Here is a 23,610-nt window from a genome sequence, read left to right as displayed (position 1 = left end):
AGAGGACTAAACGCGGGAGGAGAGGAACTCCTCGAAGGTGCCCACACCGGTCGCGTTCTCCGGGGTCAGGTTGCCGCCCGCCCGGAACGCCCTGGCCGCCTTGCCCGGCAGCCACAGCGACACGATCGGCTTCCGGCGCCTCACCGAGCGCTGATACGCCTCCGCCAGGTCACGCGCGCTCCGTACCTCCGGGCCACCCATGTCCGCCACCCGCCCCGACGGCTCACCGGACGCCAGCGCGACCAGCCGGCCCGCGACATCGCCGGTGCTGACCGGCTGGAACCGGAACCCCGACGGCATGATCGTCACCGGCAGCCGCCGCTGCGCCGACGACGCCCGCGCGACGAGCTCGTGGAACTGCGTCGCGCGCAGCACCGTCCACGGCAGACCGGACTCCTCGATCACCTTCTCCGAGGCCAGCTTCTCGTTGTAATAGAAGAACCGGATCACGTCGATGCCGACGATCGAGATGTACACCACGTGCGGATGTCCCGCCCGCTTCGCCGCCTCGACCAGGTTCCGCGTCACCTGCTCGTCCCCGCGGCCCAGCGTGGACGCGCAATGGATGATCGCCGACACACCGTCGACCGCCTCGGCGAGACCGTCACCGGTCTTCAGATCACACCGCGCCCACTCGTGCCGCACGTTCGCGGGCCGCGGCCGCCTGCTCATGACGCGGACCAGCCGATCTTCGGCCGCCAGCCGCCGCACCACCTCGCGGCCGAGGTCGCCGGTACCGCCGGTCACCAGAATCGGGTTCGCCACCTTGGTCCTCCTTCTCGAGAGCTTTCACCCTCAAGAACCAGTGGGCCACCCGGAACGTGACAGCTGCCCCGACAGGAAGGCGAGCTTGTCCGGATTGCCGACCGCGCGCAGCCCGCGGATCCGGCCGTCCACCACCTCGAACCCGAGGACGCCGAACAGGGCGTCACCGGCCGTCGCGACCACCGCCGGGCCGCCGTTGACCTCCAGGATCTCGATCGACACCTGGCCGGCGCCGGCGAACATCCCGGCGTACAGCCGCGCGACCTTGGCCGCGCCGTGTACGGGACGCCGCGCCGCGGTGACCTTGCCGCCACCGTCCGACCACGCCGTCACGTCGGCGGTGAGCAGACTCTCCAAAGCGGGCAAATCGCCGTCCCGCGCCGCGGACAGGAAGCTCTCGACCAGCTTCTCGTGATGGCGCGGGTTCGAAACCCGTCGCTCATCCGAGCGGTCCAACGCCTTTCGCGCACGGCTGTGCAGCTGACGCGAGTTGACCTCGGAGACGTCGAGGATCCCGGCGATCTCCCGATGGCTGTAGGCGAAGGCCTCTTTCAGCACGAAAACCGCGCGCTCCACCGGGCTGAGCTGCTCCAGCAGTACCAGCATCGCCAGCGACACCGAATCCCGCTGCTCCGCCGTCTCCAGCGGACCGAGCACGTCGGTCGAGGTCAGAACCGGCTCGGGCAACCACGGCCCGACGTATCGCTCACGCTGCGCCCTGGCCGACGTCAGCCGGTTCAGGCAGAGATTGGTGACCACCTTCGCCAGCCACGCCCGTGGCGAGCCGATCGACTCGCGCTCGGCGCCCGCCCATTTCGGATACGCGTCCTGAACGACGTCTTCCGCCTCGGCGGCCGAACCGAGCAGGCGATACGCGAGCCCGAACATGGCGGGCCTCAGGTGCTCGAATTCCGTCGCGCTGTCCATCGTCCCCTACGAATCCCTCTTGAATCCACTGTGGACACCATCCTGCCAGGGGTACCGCTCACCGGGATTGCCGTACCTGATCGGCGCTGACGTCCACTGTGACTGTATCGGTACGAATGGAACGTCTGCGTCACCACCGAGAGAGGGGTCTGGAGTGACGTCACGTTCGTCGCGTTCGCGTGCCTCGCTGTGCGCCGCGACCGCCATCACCGTATTAGCGCTGGTCACGGCGCCTCAAGCCGGTGCGGCGCCGGCACCGGGCGCCGTGCACACCACACCGGACAGATCAGGGAAGGACGTCGATGTCCGTGACACGGCGAGAACCAGTCCGCGCGTCCTGGCCGCGCGGGACCGGCTCGCGGCGTCGCGGGCGAACTCCGTCGCGACCGCGCGGGCGGAACTGGGCAACCAGGCCCTGCTCGACTTCGACGAGCTGACCGGCACGCCCCGGATCCTGGCCCGCACCGACGGTTTCCTCACCGGACCGAGCGGCAGGTCAGCCCGCGACATCGTGCTGAACTACCTGCGGGACAAGGAAGGTCTGGTCGGTCTCAGCGCCGCCGATACCGCGAAACTGAACCTGCGCAAGGACTACGTCGACGTCGAAGGCACGCACCATCTGTCGTTCACCCAGTCCGTCGGCGCGGTTCCGGTGTTCGGCAACGGATTGAAGGCACACGTCACCAAGGACGGCAGGCTGATCCAGCTGGACGGCGCCCCCGTGCGCGACCTTCCCGCGTCGCTCGGCGCGGCGACGCCGGCCGCACCCGGCCCCGGCTCGAAACAGGTCGCGTTCCTGACCGGCGACGGCATCCGTCCCGCCTGGTACACGCTGGCCAAACCCGCCGTGGACCAGATGTTCCAGGAAGTGACCGACGCCGGCACCGGGAAACTGCTCTACCGCAAGAACCTGGTCAACCACGCCAACGACGCCGACGGAGCCAAGGGCCTCGCTTGGGAGGCTCAGCCCGGTCCGCAGAAGCAGGTCAACCTGAGTCAGAAGGGCTGGCTGCCCGCCGACGCCAAGACACTGGACGGCAACGTCGCGCACGTCGCCGCCGACGTCAACGGCGACCAGAAGTTCCAGCCGCAGGAGGAAATCGGCCGGAACACCGACGGCACCTTCCGCTACAAGTTCAGCGACTTCAACGCCGCAGTCGGCCCGCCGTGCTCGACGGCGAGGCCCTGCTCCTGGGACCCGAAGACACCGGGTTCGTGGGCGAAGAACCGCGAGCAGAACGCCGTGCAGGCGCTGGCCTACGTCGGGAGCTTCCACGACCACCTCGCGTCGTTCCCGATCGGCTTCACTCGCGAGGCGGGCAACTTCGAGAAGGTCGACGGCGACGCCGTCCAGGTCCACACCCTGCTCGGCGCGCAGACGCCGGGCTACTACGACAACGCGTTCATGGGCACCCCGCCGGACGGCCAGGCGCCGACGATGGGGATGTTCCTGTTCCGCGACCCGAGGGATCCGACCGACCCGTTCCTCGCGGCGAACTCCGCGGACGACGCCACGATCATCCACCACGAGTACACCCACGGCCTGTCCAACCGGCTCGTCGTCGACGCGCAGGGCAACTCCACCCTGAGCTCCCTGCAGTCCGGCTCCATGGGCGAGGCCTGGAGCGACTGGTACGCCTTCGACTACCTCGTCGGGCGCAACGCGATCAAGGACACGTCGGCACCGGGTGAGCTCCTCGGCGGCGACTACGTCAGCAACGGCGTTCCGCTCGCCCGCACTCAGCCGCTGGACTGCCCGGTCGGCGCCGGAGCGCCGCAGTGCTCCGGCACGCCCGGAGCCGGCCCCGGCGGTTACACCTACGGCGACCTCGGCCGGATCATCGGCTTCCCAGAGGTCCACGCCGACGGAGAGATCTGGGCGAGCACGCTGTGGGACGTCCGCTCGGCGCTCGGGGTGCAACTGACGCGGGCGCTGGTCACCCGCGCGATGGAGCTTTCGCCCGCGGCGCCGTCGTTCCTGGACATGCGGAACGCGATCCTGCAGGCCGACACGGTGATCAACGGCGGCCGCGCGCACGCCAAACTGTGGAAGACGTTCGCCGCCCGCGGCATGGGCTACTTCGCCGCGTCGATCACCGGCGCCGACACCGCGCCCGCGGAGGACTTCTCCACCCCGCCGCCGGCGGGCACCCCGACCGGGACCGTGACCGGCAAGGTCACCAACCGCGACAGCGGCACCCCGATCGCGGGCGTCGCGGTCCGGTTCAGCGGGCACGACTCCGGTTTCGCCGGTTCGCTGTCCGCCGTCACCGACGCCGCGGGCGGCTACACCATCCCCGGCGTGCTCCCCGGCACCTATCCGAAGGTCTACGCCTCCGGAGGCGGCGCGGACAGCGAAACCCGCGCGGTCTCGGTGCGGTCGGGAACCACCAAGGTGGACTGGGCGCTGCGGTTCAACTGGGCGTCCGGCGACGCGGGCGCCGGCGTCACCGCGTTCAACGGTGAGGACTTCACCCCGTACGGCTGCGGTCCCGGTGATCTCGTCGCCTCGTCGGCGCTCGGCGGTGGCGGCTGGTCGACCGACAAGGTCGTCGGCCCCGACGGCAAGATCGAGACGCGCTTCGTCACGATCAAGCTGGGCAAACCGGTCAACGTCAGCGCCATCGAGATCGATCCGACCAATGTCTGCGGCGACGACCCGCCCGCCGCGGCCAAGGACGTCACGGTCGAGACCTCGGCGGACGGCACGACCTGGGTGAAGGCAGGCACCGGCGACTTCAAACCCGCCGACCTGAACAAGCTCACCGCGCTCCAGCTCGCTCCGGGCAGCGCGACCGGCGTGCGGTTCGTGCGCCTGACCGTTTCGTCCAACCAGCTGTCGTTCTATCCGGACAGGCCCTGCTCGCCGCAGCCGACGACGGCCGGGTGCCTGTACATGGACGTGCAGAAACTGGCGGTGCGGGGCGCCGCCGCCTGACCCGCCCACCGGTCTCGTGAGTGGTGAGGACGGTTCTAACCCGAATCGCCACTCACGACCGCCGCGCCGCCGCCCTTGCTCACCCCGAGTACATGAAGGCCCCCTTCCTTGCGCTAGACGCAAGGAAGGGGGCCTTCATGTACTCGGGGAAGGTGCCTTACGCGCCGCCGCTGTGGCTGCTGGAGCTGGTGGTGGTGGTGCCGAGCCGTGGGTGGCGATCGAGAAGTCCGTGAAGGCCTCCTTGCCTACCTGGAGGGTAGGCAAGGAGGCCTTCACGGACTTTCGGCCAATTGGCACCTACATTCAGTAGGCAATTAAGACAGCCTTGCCCTAACCGTCCTCACCACTCACAAGGACCTGGCACCGCACTCACGTGATCGAAGCCGGAACTCGCGTGATCAGAGGCGGAACACCCCGAGTGCGGCCTCCAATCACGCGAGTCACGTCCCTGATCACCCGAGTCACGCCGTTGCTCACGCGCGAACTTTTGACCAATAGGTGCGTTGGCCCTAACCGTCTGTACCGCTCACGAGTGCGATAGGCTGGAGGCATTGGGGTAGAAACGTGCTCACCTCGCTGAGCACGCGTATACGCGGTATCGAACGAACCGTCACTCCTTCTTTCCGAAGGAGTAGACCCTTTGCGTACCCCCGCTCTCGTCGAGAAATGGCCCGCGCTGGCCGGGCTCTCGGCCGTGTTCCTGTTCGAGATGCTCGACAACTCGATCCTCAACGTCGCGCTGCCGACCATCGGCCGCGAACTCGCCGCCTCGACGACGACACTGCAATGGATCACCGGCGCGTATTCCGTCGTGTTCGGCGGCCTCATGCTGGCGTTCGGCGCGCTGGCCGACCGGGTCGGCAGGCGCAAGATCATGCTCTCCGGTCTCGTCCTGCTCGGCGTGGCGAGCCTGGCCACGATGGTCGTCACCGCCGCGTGGCAACTGATCGCCGTCCGCGCGCTCATGGGTGTCGCGGCCGCGATGACGACGCCGGGTTCGCTCGCCCTCGCGTTCCGCCTGTTCGACGAAGACCTGCTGCGCGTCCGCGCGACCACACTGATCTCGACGGTGGGCCTGATCGGCCTCGCCGTCGGCCCCACCGCCGGCGGGCTGGCGCTCACCGTCGCGCCATGGCAGGCGCTGCTGCTGGTGAACGTGCCGGTCGCCGCGCTCGCGTTCCTCGGCATCCGGACCGGTATCCCCGCCGACGATCCCGCCGGCCTGCACCGCGAACCGATCGACGTCGCGGGCGCCGTCCTGGGAACCGCGACGATCGTCCTCGCCTTGCTTGCTCCCACGTTCTTCGTCGAAGCGGGCACCTCCTCGGCTCTGCCGTGGGGCGCCGCCTCGGCCGCCTTCGTCGCCGGAGCCTGCTTCGTCGTCCGTGAGAAGACCGCCCGGCATCCTCTGCTCGACCTGGAACTCGTCGCCAGGCCACTCGTGTCCAGTGGCCTGGCGCTGAAGGCCGCGGCCGGATTGGCGACCGCCGGACTGAGCTACCTCGTGACGCTGCACCTCCAGTTCGGTCTCGGCTGGGCGCCGGCCGAAGCGGCGCTGGGGATGCTGCCCCAGGTCGTCGTCCTCATCGCCGGCGGCGCCGTCATCAGCCCGCTGATCACCCGCGTCGGGCTCATCAAGGCCGCCTGGCTCAGCGCCGCCGCCGTCGTGTGCGGGCTCGCGGTCTACACCGTGTTCGGCGGACTCGGCTATGCCTGGATCGCCGTCGCGCTCGTCCTGGTCGCGGCGGGGATGCGGGTGGTCGGCGTCGTCGCGGGCACCAACGTCATGCGAGGCCTGCCCACGAACCGGACCACCATCGGAGCCGCGCTCGTCGACACCGCCGGCGAGGTCACCACCGGGATCGGCATCGCGTTGAGCGGCACCATCCTGGCGCTGGCCTTCCCCGGAGCGCTGACCGCGGCCCTGCACTCGGCCGACTTCCTGACGGCGACCACCTACGCGGGTCTCGCCCTCACGGTGCTGTCCGCGGCGCTGGTCGGGTTCGGCATCCTGCGTTCCCGAAGCGCGTGAAGGCCTCCTTCCCTCGGCTGAGCCGAGGGAAGGAGGCCTTCACGCGCATACCGGAGGACTAGAGCTTCGCGCACTGCCCGGCGGCCGGGCCGCGGACGGTGTTCTGCAGGTCGTAGTCCGTCGGAGCGGGGGAGTTGGCCGCGCACGCCAGAGGTCCGCCGATCGTGCTGGAAGTCAGCACCGGCCCCTTGTTGCCCGTCAACGCCACCGGCCCGCCGATCTCGGTCAGCTCGATCGACACCGTCCCGGTCGTCCCGGTGATCGCCACCGGGCCGCCCACCTTCGTCCGGTCCAGCACGACCTGCGCCGCGCCGTTCGCGGTCACCGGCCCGGAGATCGAGCCGCCGCGGACGATCAGGCTCGCGCCCGCCGCCACCGAGACCGGACCGGAGACCGTCGCACCGTCCACACAGGTCACCCCGCTCTGCACGGTCAACGGACCCTTGCGCTCACCCGTGATCGTCTGGGTGCACGCCGCGTCGGGCTTGCCCAGCACCTCGAACTCCGACAGCGACGCCTCGCCGCCCGTGGTCGCGGTGACCTCGAGCCGGTAGTAGGCGTAATGCGCCGGGTTCGCGATCTTGAACCCCCTGGTCTGCTGCCGCCACGAGAACTTCTGCTCGGTCCGCTGATCCGCGACCGCCCAGTTCTTCCCGTCGTAGGAGCCCTTCAGCACCCAGCTCTTCGCGTCGCCCGCGCCCTTGCCCGAAGTCAGCGTGTAGAACGAACCCGCCTCGTTCGTCGAGGGCACCTGGTACTGGATCGGCGCCTTGACCTTCGCCTCGGTCCGCGACGTGTTGTCGAAGAACGCCGCGTCCCCGCCGGAGACCGGCTTGGTCAGGTCGTGCACCGGCGTCGGCACCGCGTCACCCTTGGTGATCGACTTCGGCGCGTCGTCCGGGCCGGTGCCCCACGACGACGGGTTCGGACCCATGTCGAAGTCGAGCGTCCCGCCGTTCGCGATCGCCGCATGTGCCAACGACGTCGACGTCTGCGCCTTGCCGTTCACCTTCAGGCCCTGCACGTAGACGTTCTTCGCGCTGTTCTTCGGCGCGTTGACCACGATCTTCTTGCCGCCGGGCAGGTTCACGGTCGCCTTGGTGAACAGCGGCGAGCCGATCGCGTAGTCCGAGCTGCCGACCTGAAGCGGGTAGAAGCCCAGCATGCCGAACAGCCACCAGGCCGACTGCTCGCCGTTGTCCTCGTCACCGCCGTAACCCTGGCCGAGCTCGCTGCCGACGTACAACCTGGCCAGCGCCTCGCGGACCTTCGCCTGCGTCTTCGACGGCTGACCCGCGTAGTCGTACATGTAGAGCGTGTGGTGCGCGGCCTGGTTCGAATGCGCGTACATGCCCATCCGCACGTCCCGGGCCTCGGTCATCTCGTGGATGACGCCGGGATAGGTGCCGAATTTGAGCCCCTGCTCGGGTTTGGCGAAGAATTCGTCCAATTTGGACGCCAGCCCCGCCTTGCCGCCGTAGAGGTTCGCCAGGCCCTGTCCGTCCTGCGGAACCGAGAACCGCATGCCGTACGCGTTGGTCTCGGTGTAGTCGATACCCCAGACCTCCGGGTCGAACTGCTCCTTGCTCCGGGTGAACTTGCCCGCCGCGTCACGGCCCTGGAAGAAGCCGACACTCGGGTCGAACACGTTCACGTACTGCGTGGCCCGCTCGGTGAAGTACCCGTAGTTGTCCAGGTACTCCTGCTTGCGCGGATCGTTCGCCGGAGCCTCGTCGTAGAGCTTCTTCGACATGTTCGCGATGGCGTTGTCATTGACGTAGCCCTCGATCGCCCAGGAGAACCCGTGGTCCGCGGTGTTCGGCGCGTACCCGAGGAACGTGCCCTCGTCGATGCCCTTCCGCCCGACCGCGCCGTTCGGCGGGGTCACGGTGGCGTTCTTGATCGCCGAGTCGTAGGCCGACTGGACGTCGAACCCCTTGACTCCCTTGAGATAGGCGTCCGCGAACGCGGCGTCCGAGCTGGTGCCGGTCATAAGATCCGCGTAACCGGGGGAGGACCAGCGCGAGATCCAGCCACCGTCGCGGTACTGCTGCACGAAACCGTCGACGAGCTTGCCGGTGGTCTCCGGACTGAGCAGCGAATACGCCGACCACACCGTGCGGTAGGTGTCCCAGAACCCGTTGTTGACGTAGAACTCGCCGTCGACCAGTTTCGCCCCGGTCTGGGTCGGAGTGTCCTGACCGGCCTTCGGCGACACCGGGCTCGCGTACTTCTTCACCGGCTTCTCCACCGTGCCGACGTTCTCGAAGCCCGAGTTCGGGTACAGGAACAGGCGGTAGAGGTTGGAGTACAGCGTGATCAGCTGGTCCTTCGAGGCCCCTTCGACCTCGACGACCTTGAGCTTCTGATCCCACGCGTTCTGGGCGGCGTCGGCGACGGATTCGAGGGTCGCGTTCGGCGCGAGCTCCTGTTCCATGTTCTTCTTCGCCTGGTCCACGCTGATCAGCGAGGTCGCGATCCGCATGTTCACCGTCTTGTCGGCGCCCGCGTCGAACTTGAGGTAGCCGAGGACGTTGTCCCGCTTCTGGTCACCCGAACCGGTGGACAGCTTCGAACCGGCGGTCACCGGCTTGTCGAAGGTGGCGTAGACGAACATCCGGGTCGCACCGGCCGACAGCCCGCTCTTCACATCGCTGTACCCGGTGATGGACCGGCCGGCCGGGTCGAGAGTGAGCCCGCCGTTGTTGTTGACGTTGTCGAAGATCAGGTTCGAGTCCGCACCGGGGAACTTGAACCGGTACAGCGCGGCGTGATCGGTCGGCGCGACCTCGGTCTTGATCCCGTTCTCGAAATCGACGCCGTAGTAGTGCGCCCGCGCCGTCTCGTTGGAGTGCTTGAACGGCAGTTTCCGCGCTTCGCGGTCCGGGTTCGGCACACCACTCGCGGCCGAGGGCAGGAACTGGAAGGTCTGCCGGTCGGCCATCCACGGGCTCGGCGCGTGGCTCGCGGAGAACGCCTGCAGTGCCGGGAGGTTCTGCTCGTTGTTGCGCGAGTGGTAGGAGTACATCCAGCTCAACGTGCCCGCGTCGGTCGTCGGGATCCAGAAGTTGAACCCGTGCGGGACCGCCGTGGCGGGCATGTTGTTGCCGCGGGAGAACGACCCGTTGGACAGGGAACCGCGCGTCGTCAGCACGTTGTCGGACGGGCGCAGGCTCGCCGGCGGTGTCGGGGTCGCCGAGACCTTGATGTCGTCCAGCCAGCCCTGCAGTGAACCGGGTCCGTCGGCGTTGTCGTAGCCGACCAGGATCCGGTCGATCGTCTTGCCCTTGGCGACCACGCCGATCTGCGAGCGCACCAGGTTCCACTGGTTGGTGTAGAGCACCTTGCTCGCGCCCTGGCCCTGCGGGGAAAGCCCGAAGCCATACTGGTCGACGGCGCCGAGCTGGCTCAGGTAAGTGCCGTCGGTGAACGCCAGGTCCACCGCGACGTTCGTGCTCGGGTACTTCAGGTCGCCGCGGATGAACTCCGGCTGCACCTTGTACGACAGTTCCGAGGTCGCCGCCACCGGGATGTCGACGTCGAAGATCTTGTTGTACGACCAGCCGTGTCCCTGCGCCTTGTGGCTGCCGGAGTAGCGGAATGCGCGCAGGCCGGTGAAGCCGACCCGGTTCTTGCTCGTGTAGCCGCTGCCCGGACCGCTGTCGGCGAAGCTGCGCATGTTCGGCAGCGCCGGCGGCGCCGGGTCCTCGTTCGCCAGGAGCAGCTCCGAGAGCTGCATGATCGGGCCACCGTTGTTCTTGGTGACGTCGAGCCGGAAGAACTTGTACGCGGCACTCGCGGCGGGGAGGCGGTACTCCTTCGTCTGGAACGGCTCGCTGAACTTCTGCCCGGTCTGCTTGTCCAGATCGGTCCAGGACTTTCCGTCGGCGGAACCCTGAAGCGTCCAGTCCTGCGGGTTGCGGTTGTCGAAGTCGTTCGCCGAGGACAGCGCGTACCGGGTGATCGACGTCGGCTCGGACAGCGTGACCTGCGCCCAGCCGGTCGGGGTCCAGGCAAGCCACTTGGTGTCGGTCGAACCGTCGACGAGGTTCGCCACGCCCTCGTTCGGGGTGTTCTCGCTGTTGGCGGAGACCTCGGTGACCTTGCCGCGGATGTCGCCGGGGATGGTGGTGGCGTTCGCGCCGTCGACACCGAACGCCTTGGGCTTGCCCGAGGGGTCGACGTCGACGGTGTCGCTCCATGTCGGCTCCGGCTCGCCTGGTTCGAAAGACGAGTGGAAATCCGGTGGGAGCTCTTCGGCCGAGGCGGTGGCCGGGAGGGCCGCCAGCCCGGACGCCACCACCGTGGCACTCAGGAGGCCGCAGACCCAAGGTCTGACGCTTCGGGGCATCGTTGCACCAATGCTTTCTCGCGGGGGCATGCTGGGCGCCGTCCAGGCAGGGGGACCGGTGGCGCCAAGAGAGAAAAGCCCGGCTGTGACATCGATGTCAAGACACTCGGACAAACCTGGCCCGAACTGGACAACCCGGATGCCCGGAAACCTGGTGGACAACGGACAGGGCCGGGGCCAGGGTGAAGTGACGGCTGAAGTCGATCCGGGAAACTGGGGTGGGGACATGCGGCGGTTGTCCATGCTCGGCGTGGCGGCGCTCATCACGGCAGGCTCGATACTCACGGCTCCGGCGGCCACCGCCGGCGAAACGACGTTCCGCCCGGTGCGCACCTGCGCCGACCTGGTGCGGACCTACGATGTTCCCGGCGCGACCACACACGTCGAGACCGCGACCGTCGTACCGGCGACGGCGACCGAACCGGAGAACTGCGACGTCCGCGGCTACGTGGAGCCGGCGGTGCGGTTCCAGCTGCGGCTGCCGACCAAGACCTACGCCGGCCGGTACCTGCAGTTCGGCTGCGGCGGCTTCTGCGGAGTGGTCACCACGCCGCCGTTCGCCGACTGCGGTCTCCCGCACGGCGGCGACGTCGCCGTGGCGGCCACCGACGATGGGCACGTCGGCAAGACCCCCTCCGTCGTCGACGACGGCAAGTGGGCCGAGAACGACCAGGCGGCCCGCGACGACTTCGCGTTCCGTGCGCCGCACGTGGTCTCGAAGGCGTCCAAACGGCTGATCACGGCGTTCTACGGAGCTCCGCCCAGGAAGTCGTATTTCAGCGGCTGCTCCGACGGCGGCCGTGAGGCGCTCCTGCTCGCACAGCGCTACCCGCACGACTTCGACGGCATCGTCGCGGGCGCACCGGCCGGATACTGGGGCCCGCTGCTCGGCGTGTATCAGACCTGGCTCGCCAAGGTGAACACCGGCGCCGACGGCAAACCGATCCTGACCGCCGAGAAACTCCCGGCGTTGCACGCCGCCGCACTGTCCTCTTGCGACAGGTCTGACGGACTCGGCGACGGCGCCATCGACGATCCGCGCACCTGCCGCTTCGACCCGGCCACGATCACCTGCCCGCCGGGCACCGACAACGCGGGCTGCCTCACCCCGGCGCAGGTGGCCGCCACGAAGAAGATCTACGCGCCGCCGACCGACGAACGCGGCCGCGAACTGTACCCGGGCGGCCAGACCGTCGGCTCCGAACTCTCGTGGTACGGCTGGATCATCCCGTCGCCGGAAACCGGCGGCGTCCCCTTCGCGCAGGCACTCGCCGACAACTACCTGAAGTACATGGCCTACCCGATCGGCACACCGCATTCGTCGGTCGAGAAGTTCGCCTTCACCTCCCGTGAATTCGACCGGCTGACCCCGGAAGGCATCCGCTCCAACGCGATGTCGACGGATCTGCGCGAATTCCGCCGCGCTGGCGGGAAACTCGTGATCTGGCACGGCTGGGCGGACCAGGCGATCCCCGCCGCGGGCAGCATCGACTACTACGAGCGGCTCACCCGCGCCAACGGCGGCCCCGCCGCGACGGCGAACTGGGCCCGGCTGTTCATGGTTCCCGCGCTGTACCACTGCGCGACCGGCGACAAGCTGACCGAGTACGACCCGCTGAAGGAACTGGTCTCCTGGGTCGAGCGCGGCACAGCACCGGACCGGACGATCGCCACCGGCCGCGACGCCGACGGCAAGGTCTTCCGTACGCGGCCCGTGTTCCCGTATCCGCTGCAGGCCAAGTACGACGGCACGGGAAGCGTCGACGACGCCGCGAACTTCGTGCCGGTTCCGCCTTCGCGGCCTTCACGCGATCTCGTGAACTGGGCGGGGAACGGGCTGTACGGCAAGCCGGGGCCGGTCGCTCCCTAGCCGCGCCAAATGTCATGAAAGGGTCGTTCAGGACGAAAAACGTCCTGAACGACCCTTTCATGACATCCGGAAGCTAGGAAAGGACGCCGTCCAGCAGCCGTACCCGCCGGTCCGCGATCCGGTGCACCTCGTCGTCGTGCGTCGCCACGATGACCGCGGCACCTTCTTCGGCGCAGCGCCGCAACAGCCGCAGCACCCGCGGCGTGCTCCCCGCGTCCAGATGCGCCGTCGGCTCGTCGGTGAGCAGGACCCGAGGCCGCCCGCTGACCGCCCTGGCGAGCGCGACGCGCTGCTGCTGCCCGAAGGAGACCTCCAGCGGGTAGCGCTCGCCGAGGTCGCCGATCCCGAGTTCCTCCAGCAGTTCCGAAACCCGCGCGTGGATGTCCTTCGCGCTGGGCTTGGGGGTGTCGGACCGGAGCCGCAGCGGCAACGCCACGTTCTCCGCGATCGTCAGTTCGTTCGCCAGGCCGAGCGCCTGCGGCAGGACGGCGCAGGTGTGCCATGGCGGCGCGCCCGCTATCGGGACGCCGTCCAGCAGGACACTGCCGGAATCGGGCGAGTCGAAACCGCACAGCAGAGCCAGCAACGCGCTCTTGCCGGAGCCGGAACGGCCGGACACGGTGACCAGCTCACCCGCGGCCACTCGCAGTTCGAGCCCGCGCAGGACTTCGACATCTCCGCTGGGATGGGGGAACCGACGGCGTAACCCGACGGCCTCGAGGGCGGGTTCCGCCATCACGGCACGACCTCCCGTTCTTCGACCTTTTCCAGTCTGCCCTTGTGCATCCGCGCCACCCGGCTGCCGAGCTCGATGAGCCGGTCGTCGTGCGAGGCGACGATCACGGCGAAATCCTGACCCGCCAGGTACTTCAGGGTGTCGAGCACGCGGTCGGCCGAGGCTTCGTCCAATTGGGACGTCGGCTCGTCGGCGAGTACGACGGTCGAGCGGCGGGCGAGCGTGCAGCCGAACGCGAGCCGCTGCTGCTGCCCGCCCGACAGCGCCGAGATCCGCCAGCTGCCAGTGCCGCCGAGCCCCAGCTGATCGAGGATGTCGTCGGGCAGGCATTCGGTTCCGGCCGATTCCGCCGCCGCGCGGAGATTGTCGGCGACACTCAGATACCCGAGCAAGTTGTCGGTCGGGTTCTGGAACACCAGGCCGAGGTGGTTCCGCCGCAGCGCCCGCCGGTCGCGATGCCGGAGCTTTCCGGTTTCGGTGCCCTGGAAGGAGATCGTGCCCCGCACGGGCTGTTCGAACAGGCCGAGCGTCCGCAGCAGGGTGGACTTCCCGGAGCCGGACGGCCCCGCCAGCACGGTGATGCCGCGCGCCGGGATGTCGATGGTGACGTCGTCGACGCCGGTCACGGTGCCCGCCGGCGTCTGGTAGTCGACGCCGATGCCACGCAGCCGGAAGATCGGTTTCTCAGGCACGGATCAACTCCGCGGTCCGGGCGGTGCGCACCGAGCGCATCGCGATCCAGCCCGCCAGCGCCACGACCAGCACACCGACGGCGAGCACGGTCAGGGCGAGCGGGGTCGGGTCGGGCAGCGCCGATTGCGGCGGGAGGAACGTCGCCGGGTCGAAGCGCGGCACCGAAAGTCCCGCCACCGACACACCGCAGACGACGCCGATCACCACGGCGAGCCCGCTGAGCGCGCCCAGTTCCATCAGGTGACTCGCCAGCAGGGCGCGAGGCCGCATCCCCATCCGCAGCACCAAGGCCCCGGCCAGCGCGTTCTGACGACGGCGGACTTCGACCGCGACCAGGAGCGACAGCACAGCCACCACACCGAGGACGGCACCGAGCAGGGCCATGAACGAGAACGTCCACGACACCACGTAGAACGGGAGCGCGTCGAGCGCGGACTCGCGGGTGACGCGGTTGACCGCGGTCATCACACCGACGGAGGCCAGCGCCTCGGTCACCTGCGTCATCGACGAGCTGGACAGCAGGCTCCACTTGGGCACGGAGCGCAGCTGCGCCTCGCTGAGCGAATCCCGGGAGACCACGTACCCGGCCTTGGTGCCGATGATCGGGAACATCGGCAGTTCGCCGACCGCCCTGGCTTCCCCGAGACCGGCGGGCAGCGTGGCCTTCTGGGCGGGGTCGTGCCCGATCCGGATCGCCGGGACACCGGCGCAGGGGCTCGACAGGCCGCCCAGCAGCCGGTCGACCTCCGCTCCGTCGAGCGGGCCGAACGTGGCCGCCTGCCGGAACGTCCGCGGATCCACGACCAGCACGACATTGCCCGCACCGGTCAGCTCGCCGACGATCGCGGTACTGCCGGTGATCGAGGCCGGCAGGGCGACCTTCCCGGTGCCGACGACGCTTTCGGTGTCGACCCTGGTCTCGGCCCCGACGAAGATGGCGGACTTCGTCTGCAGCGCCTCCTCCTGGCCTCGGGCGATGCCGATCCCCGTGGCCAGCGTCCCGATGGCCAGCGTGCCGATCACGAGCACGCCGGTGACCGGGGCACGGGCACTGGCGAGCCGCCGGATGGCCAGTTGCAAAGCGGGCCGGGACCACAAGTGCGCGCGATGCGACGCGTGCAGGGCGAGCCAGGCCAGCCGCGCGGCGACGAGCCCGACGGTGAGCACGACGAACACCGGATACGTGAGCGCGAGCGGATCGACCTGGGGGAGCGGGTTGCCGATCCGCGATCCCTTGCTGTAGTCGACGAGCCGGTTCCAGCCGAGCAGGGCGACACCGGCGGTGAGCAGCTCCCACGGGAAGAAGGCCAGGAGCTTCACCTTCTTGCGCCGTCCGGAGCGGACCCGGCCGAGTTCGAATTCCCGATGGGTGCGGACGGAGATCACGCCGGCGAGCAGCGCGAGCGAAACGAGCAGGATCGCGGCCGCGACGAGCGACCCCCACAGTGTCGCCCCGTCGTTCAGTTCACCCGGTGGTCCGTACACGCCGAGCAACAGCCGGGCCAGTACCGCGCCGGCCGCGCCGCCCGCCACGATCGGGAGCCCGAGCTCGGCGACAGCGAGCAGTCCGAGCGCTCCCGGGCCGCTGCCGCGGGCCGACAGCAACCTCAGCTGCGGATGCCGCCGCTGGTACCACTGCAGGGCGACCGTGCCGATCCCGGCGCAGCCGACCAGGATGCTGATGGCCGCGAGCGGCAGGATCGAGATCAGGACGTTCGATTCGGCCTGGTTGCTGATCTCCACGGAGCGCTCGAACGGCAGCGACCCGATGATCGCGTCACCGAGGCCGCGCGAACCCAGATCCGCCTTGACCGCGGCGATGAGCGCTTTCCCGCGTTCCTGGAGATCCTCGGCTTCGCCCACGGTCTTGGGCGGGGCGTCGTAGAACGACATGTGGAGCGTCTTGATCGTCGGGATGTTCAGCGCGCGGACGGTGTCGTCGAAGGTCTTGCCGTCGTTGGCGAACATGACCGAGTCGAGCGGGTCGTTGGCGAGCCTGCTGACGACGGCGTTCCGCTGTTGCGAGCACCACCAGCGCGGCGCGGGATCGGGAAGGTCGCGGTACAGCCCGGTCACCGGTGGTATCGGGGTGCCCTTGATGCTCGGGGTGGCGCCGGGCTTGATGTTCTCCGCCCCGGCCACGACGGTGCCGAGCAGGAATCCGGCTCCCGACGATCCGCCCGCCACATCGAGATGGCCTTGAGTCGCCTGGTCCCGATGAGCGAGGACGACTTTGTAGTTGGGGTCGCCGTTGAATTCGGTGCCGAAGAGGTACGGCGTGTAGCGGGAGGTGACCGGCGCGGGGAAACCGTGCGCCGGCGCGTTCCGGCGGACCGAGTCGATCACCTGCGGAGCGACCGCGGCGGGGACGTTGTCCTTGCTGAACACGGGCCCGTAGTAGTCCGGGCACACGATGTCGGACTGGTACGTGACGGCCGCGCCGCCCGCGGCCGAGGCCTGCAGGACGGCGGCGGTGCCGAGGAAACAGGCCAGCAACGCGGTCACCGCCGCGATGATCAAGGTCAGAGGACTGGTCAGTGCCGCCTTCGGAGCCGCTCGCCACGGCATTGTCACCCTGGGCCCGCCGGGAGCCCCCCACCTCACCCGCATGGATACGCACGCTACCGGTCGAGGCGCCCGGGCGACAGAAAGAAATCACCGTTTGTTGCTGACGTGAAGTAAGGGATGGTCCATTGTGGTGATACGGGTGCATGCCTACTGACTGTCCGTCACCAACTGATCGATCGGTAAGGCCTCACCCGCCTCGCACTCCGCCGAGAATGCGGTTTCTCCGAGCGCCGCGACGACGACGCCGGTGATCCGGTCGACGTCACCGCGTTCGGCCTTCGGCAGGGGAGCGCCCACCGAACGGCGGGAAGCCGCCGCCGCACCCAGCAGCCGCGCGGCCAGGCGATGCGCACCGGCCGCCGCTTCCGCGCCGGCGAGACCTTCGAGGCCGAGCGCGATCGCACGGGGATCTTCGCTGTGGCGTGCGATCGCGAGACCGTCGAGCTGGAGTCGTTTCGCCGCCACCGCGTCTCCGCGCTGTTCGGCGATGAACCCGAGCTCGGCGAGGACCAGGGTGCTGCCCGCTTCGGACTCCACGCGGCGATGCCAGTCCAGTATGGACAGCAGGCGCCGCTCGGCCTCGTCGAACAACCCCTGGCGTCGCGCGCCGAGCGCGAGCCCGGTTTCGGCGTAGACCTCAGCGGGCTTGAAGCCGTGTTCGACGGCCAGCGTCCTTGCCCGCTCGTGGTACTCCCTCGCCTCGTCGAAGTCGCCCATGAGCAGCGCCGTCCGGCCCAGCCACGACAGTTTGTAGGCGACCTCCGGCCACAGCCCGAGTTCCTCCGCGCGGCGAAGGCTTTCCCGATGGACGCGGAGGGCGTGCTCGTAGTCCCCGGCGATCGACGCCAGCATGCCGAGGACGAACGACGCCTGCAGCCAGCCCCAGCGTTCGCCGAGTCCGTCGAAGATCGCGGCGCTCTGCGCGGCGACCCGGCCACCGCCGGTGAGGTCGCCGCCGGAGATCAGATGGGACGCCCGGTCGCTCAGCGCGGCCGCGGCGCTCCAGTCGTCGCCGATGTCGCGGGCGGTTTCCAACGCGTCGAGCGTGAGTTTCTCCGCGCGGCACAGGTCGCCGACCGTCGACCACGCGTAGCCGAGGAACCACGACATCCGCGCCCGGGCACCGGGATCGGCGATGCCCCGCACGGTCTCGTCCACGGCGGCGTCCGTGCCGGTGCCGTCGAGCACGGCGATCCCGGTGCGCCAGCCGAGAGCCTGGGCGTACTCGTCTCCGGCGTCGATCTCCATACCGAGCACGAGGTCCAGCGAGCGCCGGGCCTCGGTGAGCCGCCCGCGCAGGAACCAGAACCAGGTCGTCGCGTTCACCAGCCGCGCCGCGAGCCGTTGTTCTCCTTGCCTCAGCAGCGTTTCCAGCGCTCGCCGGGTGTTGGCGCCCTCGGCGTCCAGCCTGTCGAGCCAACGGCGCTGCTCCCGGCCGCGCAACCCCGCGTCACCGCGTTCGGCCAGCTCGACGTGGAAGCGGGCGTGCCGCAAGTACAGATCGTCGAGCTCGCCCGCTTGCTCGGCGTGCTCCAAGGCGTAGGCCGAAACGGACTCCAACAGCCGGAACCGTGGCTCGCCGGACCTGCCCGGCCTGCTGACCACCAACGACCTGTCGACGAGGCGGGACAGCAGATCCAGGACGTCCCCGGCGGCGATCTCCCCGCCCGCGCAGACCGACTCGGCCGCGTCGAGCCCGCACCCCTCTGCGTGGACGGCGAGCCTGCGCAGCACCATCTGCTCGGGCTCACTCAGGAGGCTCCAGCTCCAGTCGATCATCGCGCGGAGGGTCTGCTGACGGCGCGGCCCGCCTCGCCTGCCCGAGGACAGCAAGCCGAACCGGTCGTCCAGACGGGCGAGGAGTTCGTGCACGCCGAGCGTCCGGACCCGGGTGGCGGCGAGTTCGAGCGCGAGCGGGATTCCGTCGAGGGTGCGGCAGATCCGGGCGACCACCGCCGCGTTCTCCGCGTCGAGCGCGAACCCCGGCGCCGATGCCTGGGCGCGGGCCGCGAACAGCCGGACCGCGCTCGATTCCCGCACGACGGCGAAATCAGGGTGCTCGGGCAGTTCGAGCGGCGGCACCGCCCAGACGTTCTCCCCGGGCAGCCCGAGCGGTTCCTGGCTGGTGGCGAGCACACGCAGCCGAGGCACCGCCGCGAGCAACCGCTCCACCAGCGCCGCGACCGGCTCGACGACCTGCTCGCAGTTGTCCAGGACGAGCAGGATCTCCTTGTCCCGTAAGGCGGCGGCCATCGACTGCGTCAGTGTTCCGGTGGACGTCGCCTCCTCGCGAAGGTCCAGTACGGCCGCGACGACGACGGCGACGAGATCCTCCGGCGGGCACGTCGGGCACTCGACGACGTCCAGACCCGCCAGCTCGACGAGCCAGGTGCCGTCGGCCATCGTGAGCCGTGACGCGGCCTCGATGGCGAGCCTGGTCTTGCCCACACCGCCAGGGCCGGTGAGGGTGACCAGCCGCGCGTCGGTGACCAGCGCCCCGACCTCCTTGACCGCGGTCGTGCGGCCGATCAGCTCGGTCAGCGCCTCAGGAAGGTTTCCGCGCACCGGCTCGGCGGCACGAGCGGTCTCGAGCTCCGGGCTGCGGGTGAGGATCGCCTGGTGCAGCGCCGCGAGGTCCGGGCCCGGTTCCAGGCCGGACTCGTCACGCAGGCGGGCCCGCAGCTCGGCATAGGTTTCGAGCGCCTCGCTGTGCCGCCCGGCCGCGTACAACGCGCGCATCAGCAGCCCGCGCAACCGCTCTCGCAGCGGATTCCGCGAGACCAGACCGGTCAGTTCCCCGGTGAGGACGCCGTGTTCGCCTAGGGCCAGCCGGGCTTCGGCACGGTCCTCCTCGGCGAGCAGCCTTTCCTCTTCCAGCCGCTGAGCGGCGGCGACGGCGAAGGGCTCGTCCTCGAACCCGGCATAGGCCGGCCCTCGCCACAGCGCCAGCGCGTCTGTCAGCAGGGCCGCACGAGCGCGCGGGTCGACCGCCTCGCGGGCGCGGGCGGTGAGCGCGCGGAACCGATGGACGTCCAGGTCGCCGGGCTCGACGGTGAGGACGTAGCCGGCCGGTTGGTGGGTCACGAGCTCCCTGGCGCCCGGCTCGGCCCGCTCCAGGGCGCGACGCAACTGGGAGACCTTGGTCTGCAGGGTGTTGCCGGGATTGCCCGGTGGGTGCTCGCCCCAGAGATCGTCGGTCAACGACGACACCGACACCGCCCTGCCCTCGCGCGACAGCAGCGCGGCGAGCAGGAGGCGGACCTTCGCCTCGGGCACGACGACGGGCTCGCCCGCGGTCGTCCACGCGGCGAGCGGCCCCAGCACTCCGAATCGCACGAAACCGACGTTAGCGCGGACCACCGACAAGACCGTGCGTGAACCCGCAGCGATCCGTGCGCGGGCCGCGTCACGGTGGTCCCATGAGCGAACACGGAAAGACCCCGGTGACGGTGCTGGGGCTGGGCGCGATGGGAACCGCGCTCGTAGAAGCACTACTGGCGGCGGGCCACCCGGTCACCGCCTGGAACCGGACCGCGAGCCGGGCCGAGGCGGTGGCGGCGAAGGGAGCTTCGGTCGCTTCGACCATCTCGGAGGCTCTCGCGGCGAACACGATCGTGATCGCCTGTCTGCTCGACTACGACTCGGTGCACGAGGTCCTGGACCCGGTGGCGGCCGAGCTCGAGGGACGGCAGCTGATCAACCTGACCAACGGCACCCCCGGCCAGGCCCGCGAAATGAGCGCTTGGGCGGAGGGGCTGGGGGCGGCCTACCTGGACGGCGGGATCATGGCCGTCCCGCCGATGATCGGCACGCCGGCGGCGTTCATCTTCTACAGCGGATCGGGCACCGTCTTCGGCCACGCCCGCACCGCGCTCGACACCTTCGGCGGCGTCAACTACCTCGGCGCCGACCCCGGACTGGCGCCACTGCACGACATCGCGCTGCTCAGCGGGATGTACGGGTACTTCGTCGGCGTCATCCAGGCGTACGCGCTGGTCGGCTCGGCCGGAGTCAAGGCGCGGGAATTCGCGCCGCTGCTGCGCGGCTGGCTGGACGCGATGGGCGGCTTCCTGGAGCGCTCGGCCGAACAGATCGACGACGGCGACTACGTGACCGATGTCGTGTCGAACATCGGGATGCAGGCAGCCGCCTACCCGAATCTCGCGCAGGCGGCGAAAGACCAGGGCATCAGCGCCGAGTTGCTCACCCCGCTGCAGCCGCTGATGGACAAGCGGGTCGCCGACGGACACGGCGCCGAAGACCTGATCGGCGTCATCGAACTCCTCAAGAAGTAAGGGAAACACAATGATCACAGTGATCGGGCTCGGCCCGATGGGACAGGCCATGGTCCGGGTGCTCCTGGAGAACGGCCACGGAGTGACCGTCTGGAACCGCACCGCCGCCCGCGCGGACGGCGTCGTCGCCGCCGGTGCCGTGCGTGCCGAGACCCCGGCGGACGCGGTGTCGGCGTCGGAGCTGGTGCTGTTGAGCCTCACCGACTACGCCGCGATGTACGACATCCTCGGGAAGGCCGAGGACGCGTTGGCGGGCAAGGTGATCGTCAACCTCAGCTCGGACACCCCGGAGAAGACCCGCCAAGCCGCCGATTGGGTCGAGGCCCGCGGGGCGCGGTTCGTCGCCGGCGGAGTGATGGTGCCCGCCGAACTGGTGGGCAAGGACGAGGCGTATGTCTTCTACAGCGGCCCCACCGACGTGTTCGACAAGCACCGCGACACCCTGGCGCTGATCGGGCGGCCGGACTACCTCGGCGAGGACGTGCGGCTGGCACAGCTGTTCTACCAGGCGCAGCTGGACGTCTTCCTGACCTCGCTTTCGGTGTTCATGCACGCGAGCGCGCTGGTGCGATCGGCCGGGGTGCCGGTGGAGAAGTTCGTCCCGTACGCCAAGGACAACTTCAAGATGATGGATTTCTACCTGGACGCCGCGGCCGAGCAGATCGAGAAGGGCGAGCACCCCGGCGACGAAGCCAACGTCACGATGATGGGCGCGACGGCCGACCACATCGTCGAGGCGAGCCGGGACGCGGGGATCGACCTGGACCTGCCGGAGGCGATCAAGTCGCATTACGACCGGGCGATCGCCGCGGGCCACGGGCGTAGCTCGTGGACCAGCCTGTTCGAGATCATCAAGGCGGACGTCAAGTAGGCGCGGTCTCAGGTACCTACTGAATGTGGGTGGCCGTTGGTCGCCGGTCCGTGAAGGCCTCCTTCCCTACCCTGAAGGTAGGGAAGGAGGCCTTCACGGACGACGCGATCGCCACCCGCAGCCTCAGCAACAACACCAGCCTCAGCAGCCACAGCGGCGGCGTGTGAAGGCCTCCTTCCCTCGGCTCAGCCGAGGAAACTCGACCTTCACACCTTCCCCAAGTACATGAAGGCCCCCTTCACCGCGCTAGACGCCAGGGCCCCGGCACAGTCGCATAAGCGCTGGTCAAGCGGTGACCAAGGGGCTCGTCACGCTGATCCTCCACATCGCTCGACCGTCCACAGGGGACACTGCCAAGGCGAACATGCCCGGTTTGGGCGTTTTCCGGGGTGGCCGTGAGTGTTTTTGGTCGTTCTAACGACAATCGCCACTCACGACCCACTTATAAACCGAACAAATAAGACTCAAACGGACATTTGCTCGCCGGGCGGCGTCCTTTGTGGACGGAAACAGGGGAACCTCCTGTCATCCGCCGTTCGTCGAGAGTGGTATCGGCCAGCACTTATGCGACTTTGCCGGGACCCTGGCGTCTAGCGCAGTGAAGGGGGCCTTCACGTACTTCAAGCGAGCACGCCCAGCACCTCCAGAAAGGCCTTCGCCGCCGGTGTGACGGTGAAGCGGTTCCAGACCAGGTGCTCGATCCGCGCGGGCGCGTCCCGCACCGGCACGGTGACGACATCGGTCAAGTTCGGCACGTACTTCGACGGCAGCAGCGCCACGCCCAGTCCCTGATGGATGAGCCGCGCCATGAAGTCGGCGGCGGTCACCTCGAACGCGACCTCCCGTGTCACCCCGGCCGCGGCGAACGCCTGATCCGTCTGGGCCCGCCCCGCCGATCCCGACGGGAAGTCCACGAACACTTCGGACGAAAGCCGCTTCAAGTCCACTTCGGACTCGACGGCGAGCGGATGTCCGGGAGCCACCACGGCGATGAGATCGTCACGCCCCAGTTCGCAGGTGCCCACACCGTCCGGCCGATCGGTCACCGGGAGACCGAGGAACGCCACTTCGATCGCGCCGTCCTTGATCTGCTCGACCAGTTGTCCGCTCGCCCCGACCCGCAGCCCGATCCGGACGTGCGGGTACCGGCTGCGGAAGGTCTGCAGCGCGGCCGGGACGTCGACCGCGGCGACGGTCGGGATCACCCCGACGGTGAGCCGCCCGCGGATCTCGCCGACGGCCGCCGCGACCTCGGAACCCGCCCGTTCGGCGGCTTCGAGGCATTGCCGGGCTGCGGGCAGGAACGCCTCGCCCGCGGCGGTGAGGCGCACCCGGCGGCTCGTGCGTTCGAACAGCTTCGCGCCGAGCTCGCGTTCCAGCCGGGCGATCTGGTGGCTCAGTGCCGACTGCACGACGAGACACCGTTGCGCGGCCCGCGTGAAGCTGTTCGTCTCCGCCACGGCCACGACGTAGCGCATCTGCTGAAGCTCCATGGATCCATCTTGAATCACGATGGATCAAGTGACAAACATGTGTTGGACTCATTGATCCGCAAGTCCGAAGC

General features: G+C 69.1%; 13 protein-coding genes. 5 read left to right on the top strand and 8 right to left on the bottom strand.

The window, feature by feature from the left end:
- Positions 1-6 precede the first annotated feature (6 nt).
- Together ACSMFO_RS03750 and ACSMFO_RS03745 are read right to left on the bottom strand one after the other, a co-directional pair.
- Complete coding sequence (locus tag ACSMFO_RS03750; RefSeq protein ID WP_436456922.1) at positions 7-765, bottom strand: SDR family oxidoreductase; 759 nt, start codon at positions 763-765, stop codon at positions 7-9.
- 30 nt (positions 766-795) lie between these two features.
- Positions 796-1,692, bottom strand: a complete 897-nt coding sequence (locus ACSMFO_RS03745; protein ID WP_436456921.1) for an RNA polymerase sigma-70 factor — start codon at positions 1,690-1,692, stop codon at positions 796-798.
- 154 nt (positions 1,693-1,846) lie between these two features.
- On the opposite strand from ACSMFO_RS03745, the gene ACSMFO_RS03740 reads away from it, so the two are divergent.
- Together ACSMFO_RS03740 and ACSMFO_RS03735 are read left to right on the top strand one after the other, a co-directional pair.
- Positions 1,847-4,630, top strand: coding sequence for a M36 family metallopeptidase (locus ACSMFO_RS03740; RefSeq protein WP_436456920.1), 2,784 nt, complete (start codon positions 1,847-1,849; stop codon positions 4,628-4,630).
- 640 nt (positions 4,631-5,270) lie between these two features.
- Positions 5,271-6,662, top strand: a complete 1,392-nt coding sequence (locus ACSMFO_RS03735; protein WP_436456919.1) for an MFS transporter — start codon at positions 5,271-5,273, stop codon at positions 6,660-6,662.
- Between the two features lie 58 nt (positions 6,663-6,720).
- Here ACSMFO_RS03735 and ACSMFO_RS03730 read toward each other — a convergent pair whose 3' ends face one another.
- The gene (locus tag ACSMFO_RS03730) at positions 6,721-11,013 is read right to left on the bottom strand and encodes a GH92 family glycosyl hydrolase (RefSeq protein WP_436456918.1); all 4,293 of its coding nucleotides are present in this window, start codon (positions 11,011-11,013) and stop codon (positions 6,721-6,723) included.
- Between the two features lie 241 nt (positions 11,014-11,254).
- Here ACSMFO_RS03730 and ACSMFO_RS03725 point away from each other — a divergent pair, with 241 nt between their 5' ends.
- Positions 11,255-12,883, top strand: a complete 1,629-nt coding sequence (locus ACSMFO_RS03725) for a tannase/feruloyl esterase family alpha/beta hydrolase (RefSeq protein ID WP_436457068.1) — start codon at positions 11,255-11,257, stop codon at positions 12,881-12,883.
- A gap of 73 nt (positions 12,884-12,956) precedes the next feature.
- Here ACSMFO_RS03725 and ACSMFO_RS03720 read toward each other — a convergent pair whose 3' ends face one another.
- The 4 genes from ACSMFO_RS03720 to ACSMFO_RS03705 all read right to left on the bottom strand — a co-directional run bounded on the left by ACSMFO_RS03720 (position 12,957) and on the right by ACSMFO_RS03705 (position 20,216).
- Positions 12,957-13,619 (bottom strand): ABC transporter ATP-binding protein, encoded by a 663-nt coding sequence (locus ACSMFO_RS03720; RefSeq protein WP_436456917.1) that lies wholly within the window; start codon positions 13,617-13,619, stop codon positions 12,957-12,959.
- The gene (locus ACSMFO_RS03715) at positions 13,619-14,311 is read right to left on the bottom strand and encodes an ABC transporter ATP-binding protein (protein WP_360095495.1); all 693 of its coding nucleotides are present in this window, start codon (positions 14,309-14,311) and stop codon (positions 13,619-13,621) included. Before ACSMFO_RS03715 ends, ACSMFO_RS03720 begins: the two co-directional genes overlap by 1 nt.
- Positions 14,304-16,880 carry an FtsX-like permease family protein gene (locus tag ACSMFO_RS03710; RefSeq protein WP_436456916.1) on the bottom strand — a complete coding sequence of 859 codons (2,577 nt, stop codon included), beginning with the start codon at positions 16,878-16,880 and terminating at the stop codon, positions 14,304-14,306. Before ACSMFO_RS03710 ends, ACSMFO_RS03715 begins: the two co-directional genes overlap by 8 nt.
- A gap of 147 nt (positions 16,881-17,027) precedes the next feature.
- Positions 17,028-20,216, bottom strand: coding sequence for a BTAD domain-containing putative transcriptional regulator (locus tag ACSMFO_RS03705; RefSeq protein WP_436456915.1), 3,189 nt, complete (start codon positions 20,214-20,216; stop codon positions 17,028-17,030).
- 83 nt (positions 20,217-20,299) lie between these two features.
- Here ACSMFO_RS03705 and ACSMFO_RS03700 point away from each other — a divergent pair, with 83 nt between their 5' ends.
- The gene (locus tag ACSMFO_RS03700) at positions 20,300-21,175 is read left to right on the top strand and encodes an NAD(P)-dependent oxidoreductase (protein WP_436456914.1); all 876 of its coding nucleotides are present in this window, start codon (positions 20,300-20,302) and stop codon (positions 21,173-21,175) included.
- 10 nt (positions 21,176-21,185) lie between these two features.
- Positions 21,186-22,046, top strand: a complete 861-nt coding sequence (locus tag ACSMFO_RS03695) for an NAD(P)-dependent oxidoreductase (protein WP_436456913.1) — start codon at positions 21,186-21,188, stop codon at positions 22,044-22,046.
- Positions 22,047-22,666: 620 nt separating this feature from the next.
- Here the strand turns inward: ACSMFO_RS03695 and ACSMFO_RS03690 are convergent.
- On the bottom strand, positions 22,667-23,539 hold the full coding sequence (locus ACSMFO_RS03690; protein ID WP_436456912.1) for a LysR family transcriptional regulator: 873 nt from the start codon (positions 23,537-23,539) through the stop codon (positions 22,667-22,669).
- Positions 23,540-23,610 lie beyond the last annotated feature (71 nt).

This window comes from Amycolatopsis sp. w19 (genome assembly GCF_051373225.1).
GTDB lineage: Bacteria > Actinomycetota > Actinomycetes > Mycobacteriales > Pseudonocardiaceae > Amycolatopsis > Amycolatopsis japonica.
This window is presented reverse-complemented; position numbering and strand designations above follow the sequence as displayed.

Bases quoted from the DNA above. Each gene is read 5' to 3' on its own strand.
- ACSMFO_RS03745 (WP_436456921.1), bottom strand. From the start codon at position 1,692: ATGGACAGCGCGACGGAATTCGAGCACCTGAGGCCCGCCATGTTCGGG.
- ACSMFO_RS03730 (WP_436456918.1), bottom strand. From the start codon at position 11,013: ATGCCCCGAAGCGTCAGACCTTGGGTCTGCGGCCTCCTGAGTGCCACG.
- ACSMFO_RS03725 (WP_436457068.1), top strand. From the start codon at position 11,255: ATGCTCGGCGTGGCGGCGCTCATCACGGCAGGCTCGATACTCACGGCT.
- ACSMFO_RS03720 (WP_436456917.1), bottom strand. From the start codon at position 13,619: ATGGCGGAACCCGCCCTCGAGGCCGTCGGGTTACGCCGTCGGTTCCCC.
- ACSMFO_RS03710 (WP_436456916.1), bottom strand. From the start codon at position 16,880: ATGCCGTGGCGAGCGGCTCCGAAGGCGGCACTGACCAGTCCTCTGACC.
- ACSMFO_RS03700 (WP_436456914.1), top strand. From the start codon at position 20,300: ATGAGCGAACACGGAAAGACCCCGGTGACGGTGCTGGGGCTGGGCGCG.
- ACSMFO_RS03695 (WP_436456913.1), top strand. From the start codon at position 21,186: ATGATCACAGTGATCGGGCTCGGCCCGATGGGACAGGCCATGGTCCGG.
- ACSMFO_RS03690 (WP_436456912.1), bottom strand. From the start codon at position 23,539: ATGGAGCTTCAGCAGATGCGCTACGTCGTGGCCGTGGCGGAGACGAAC.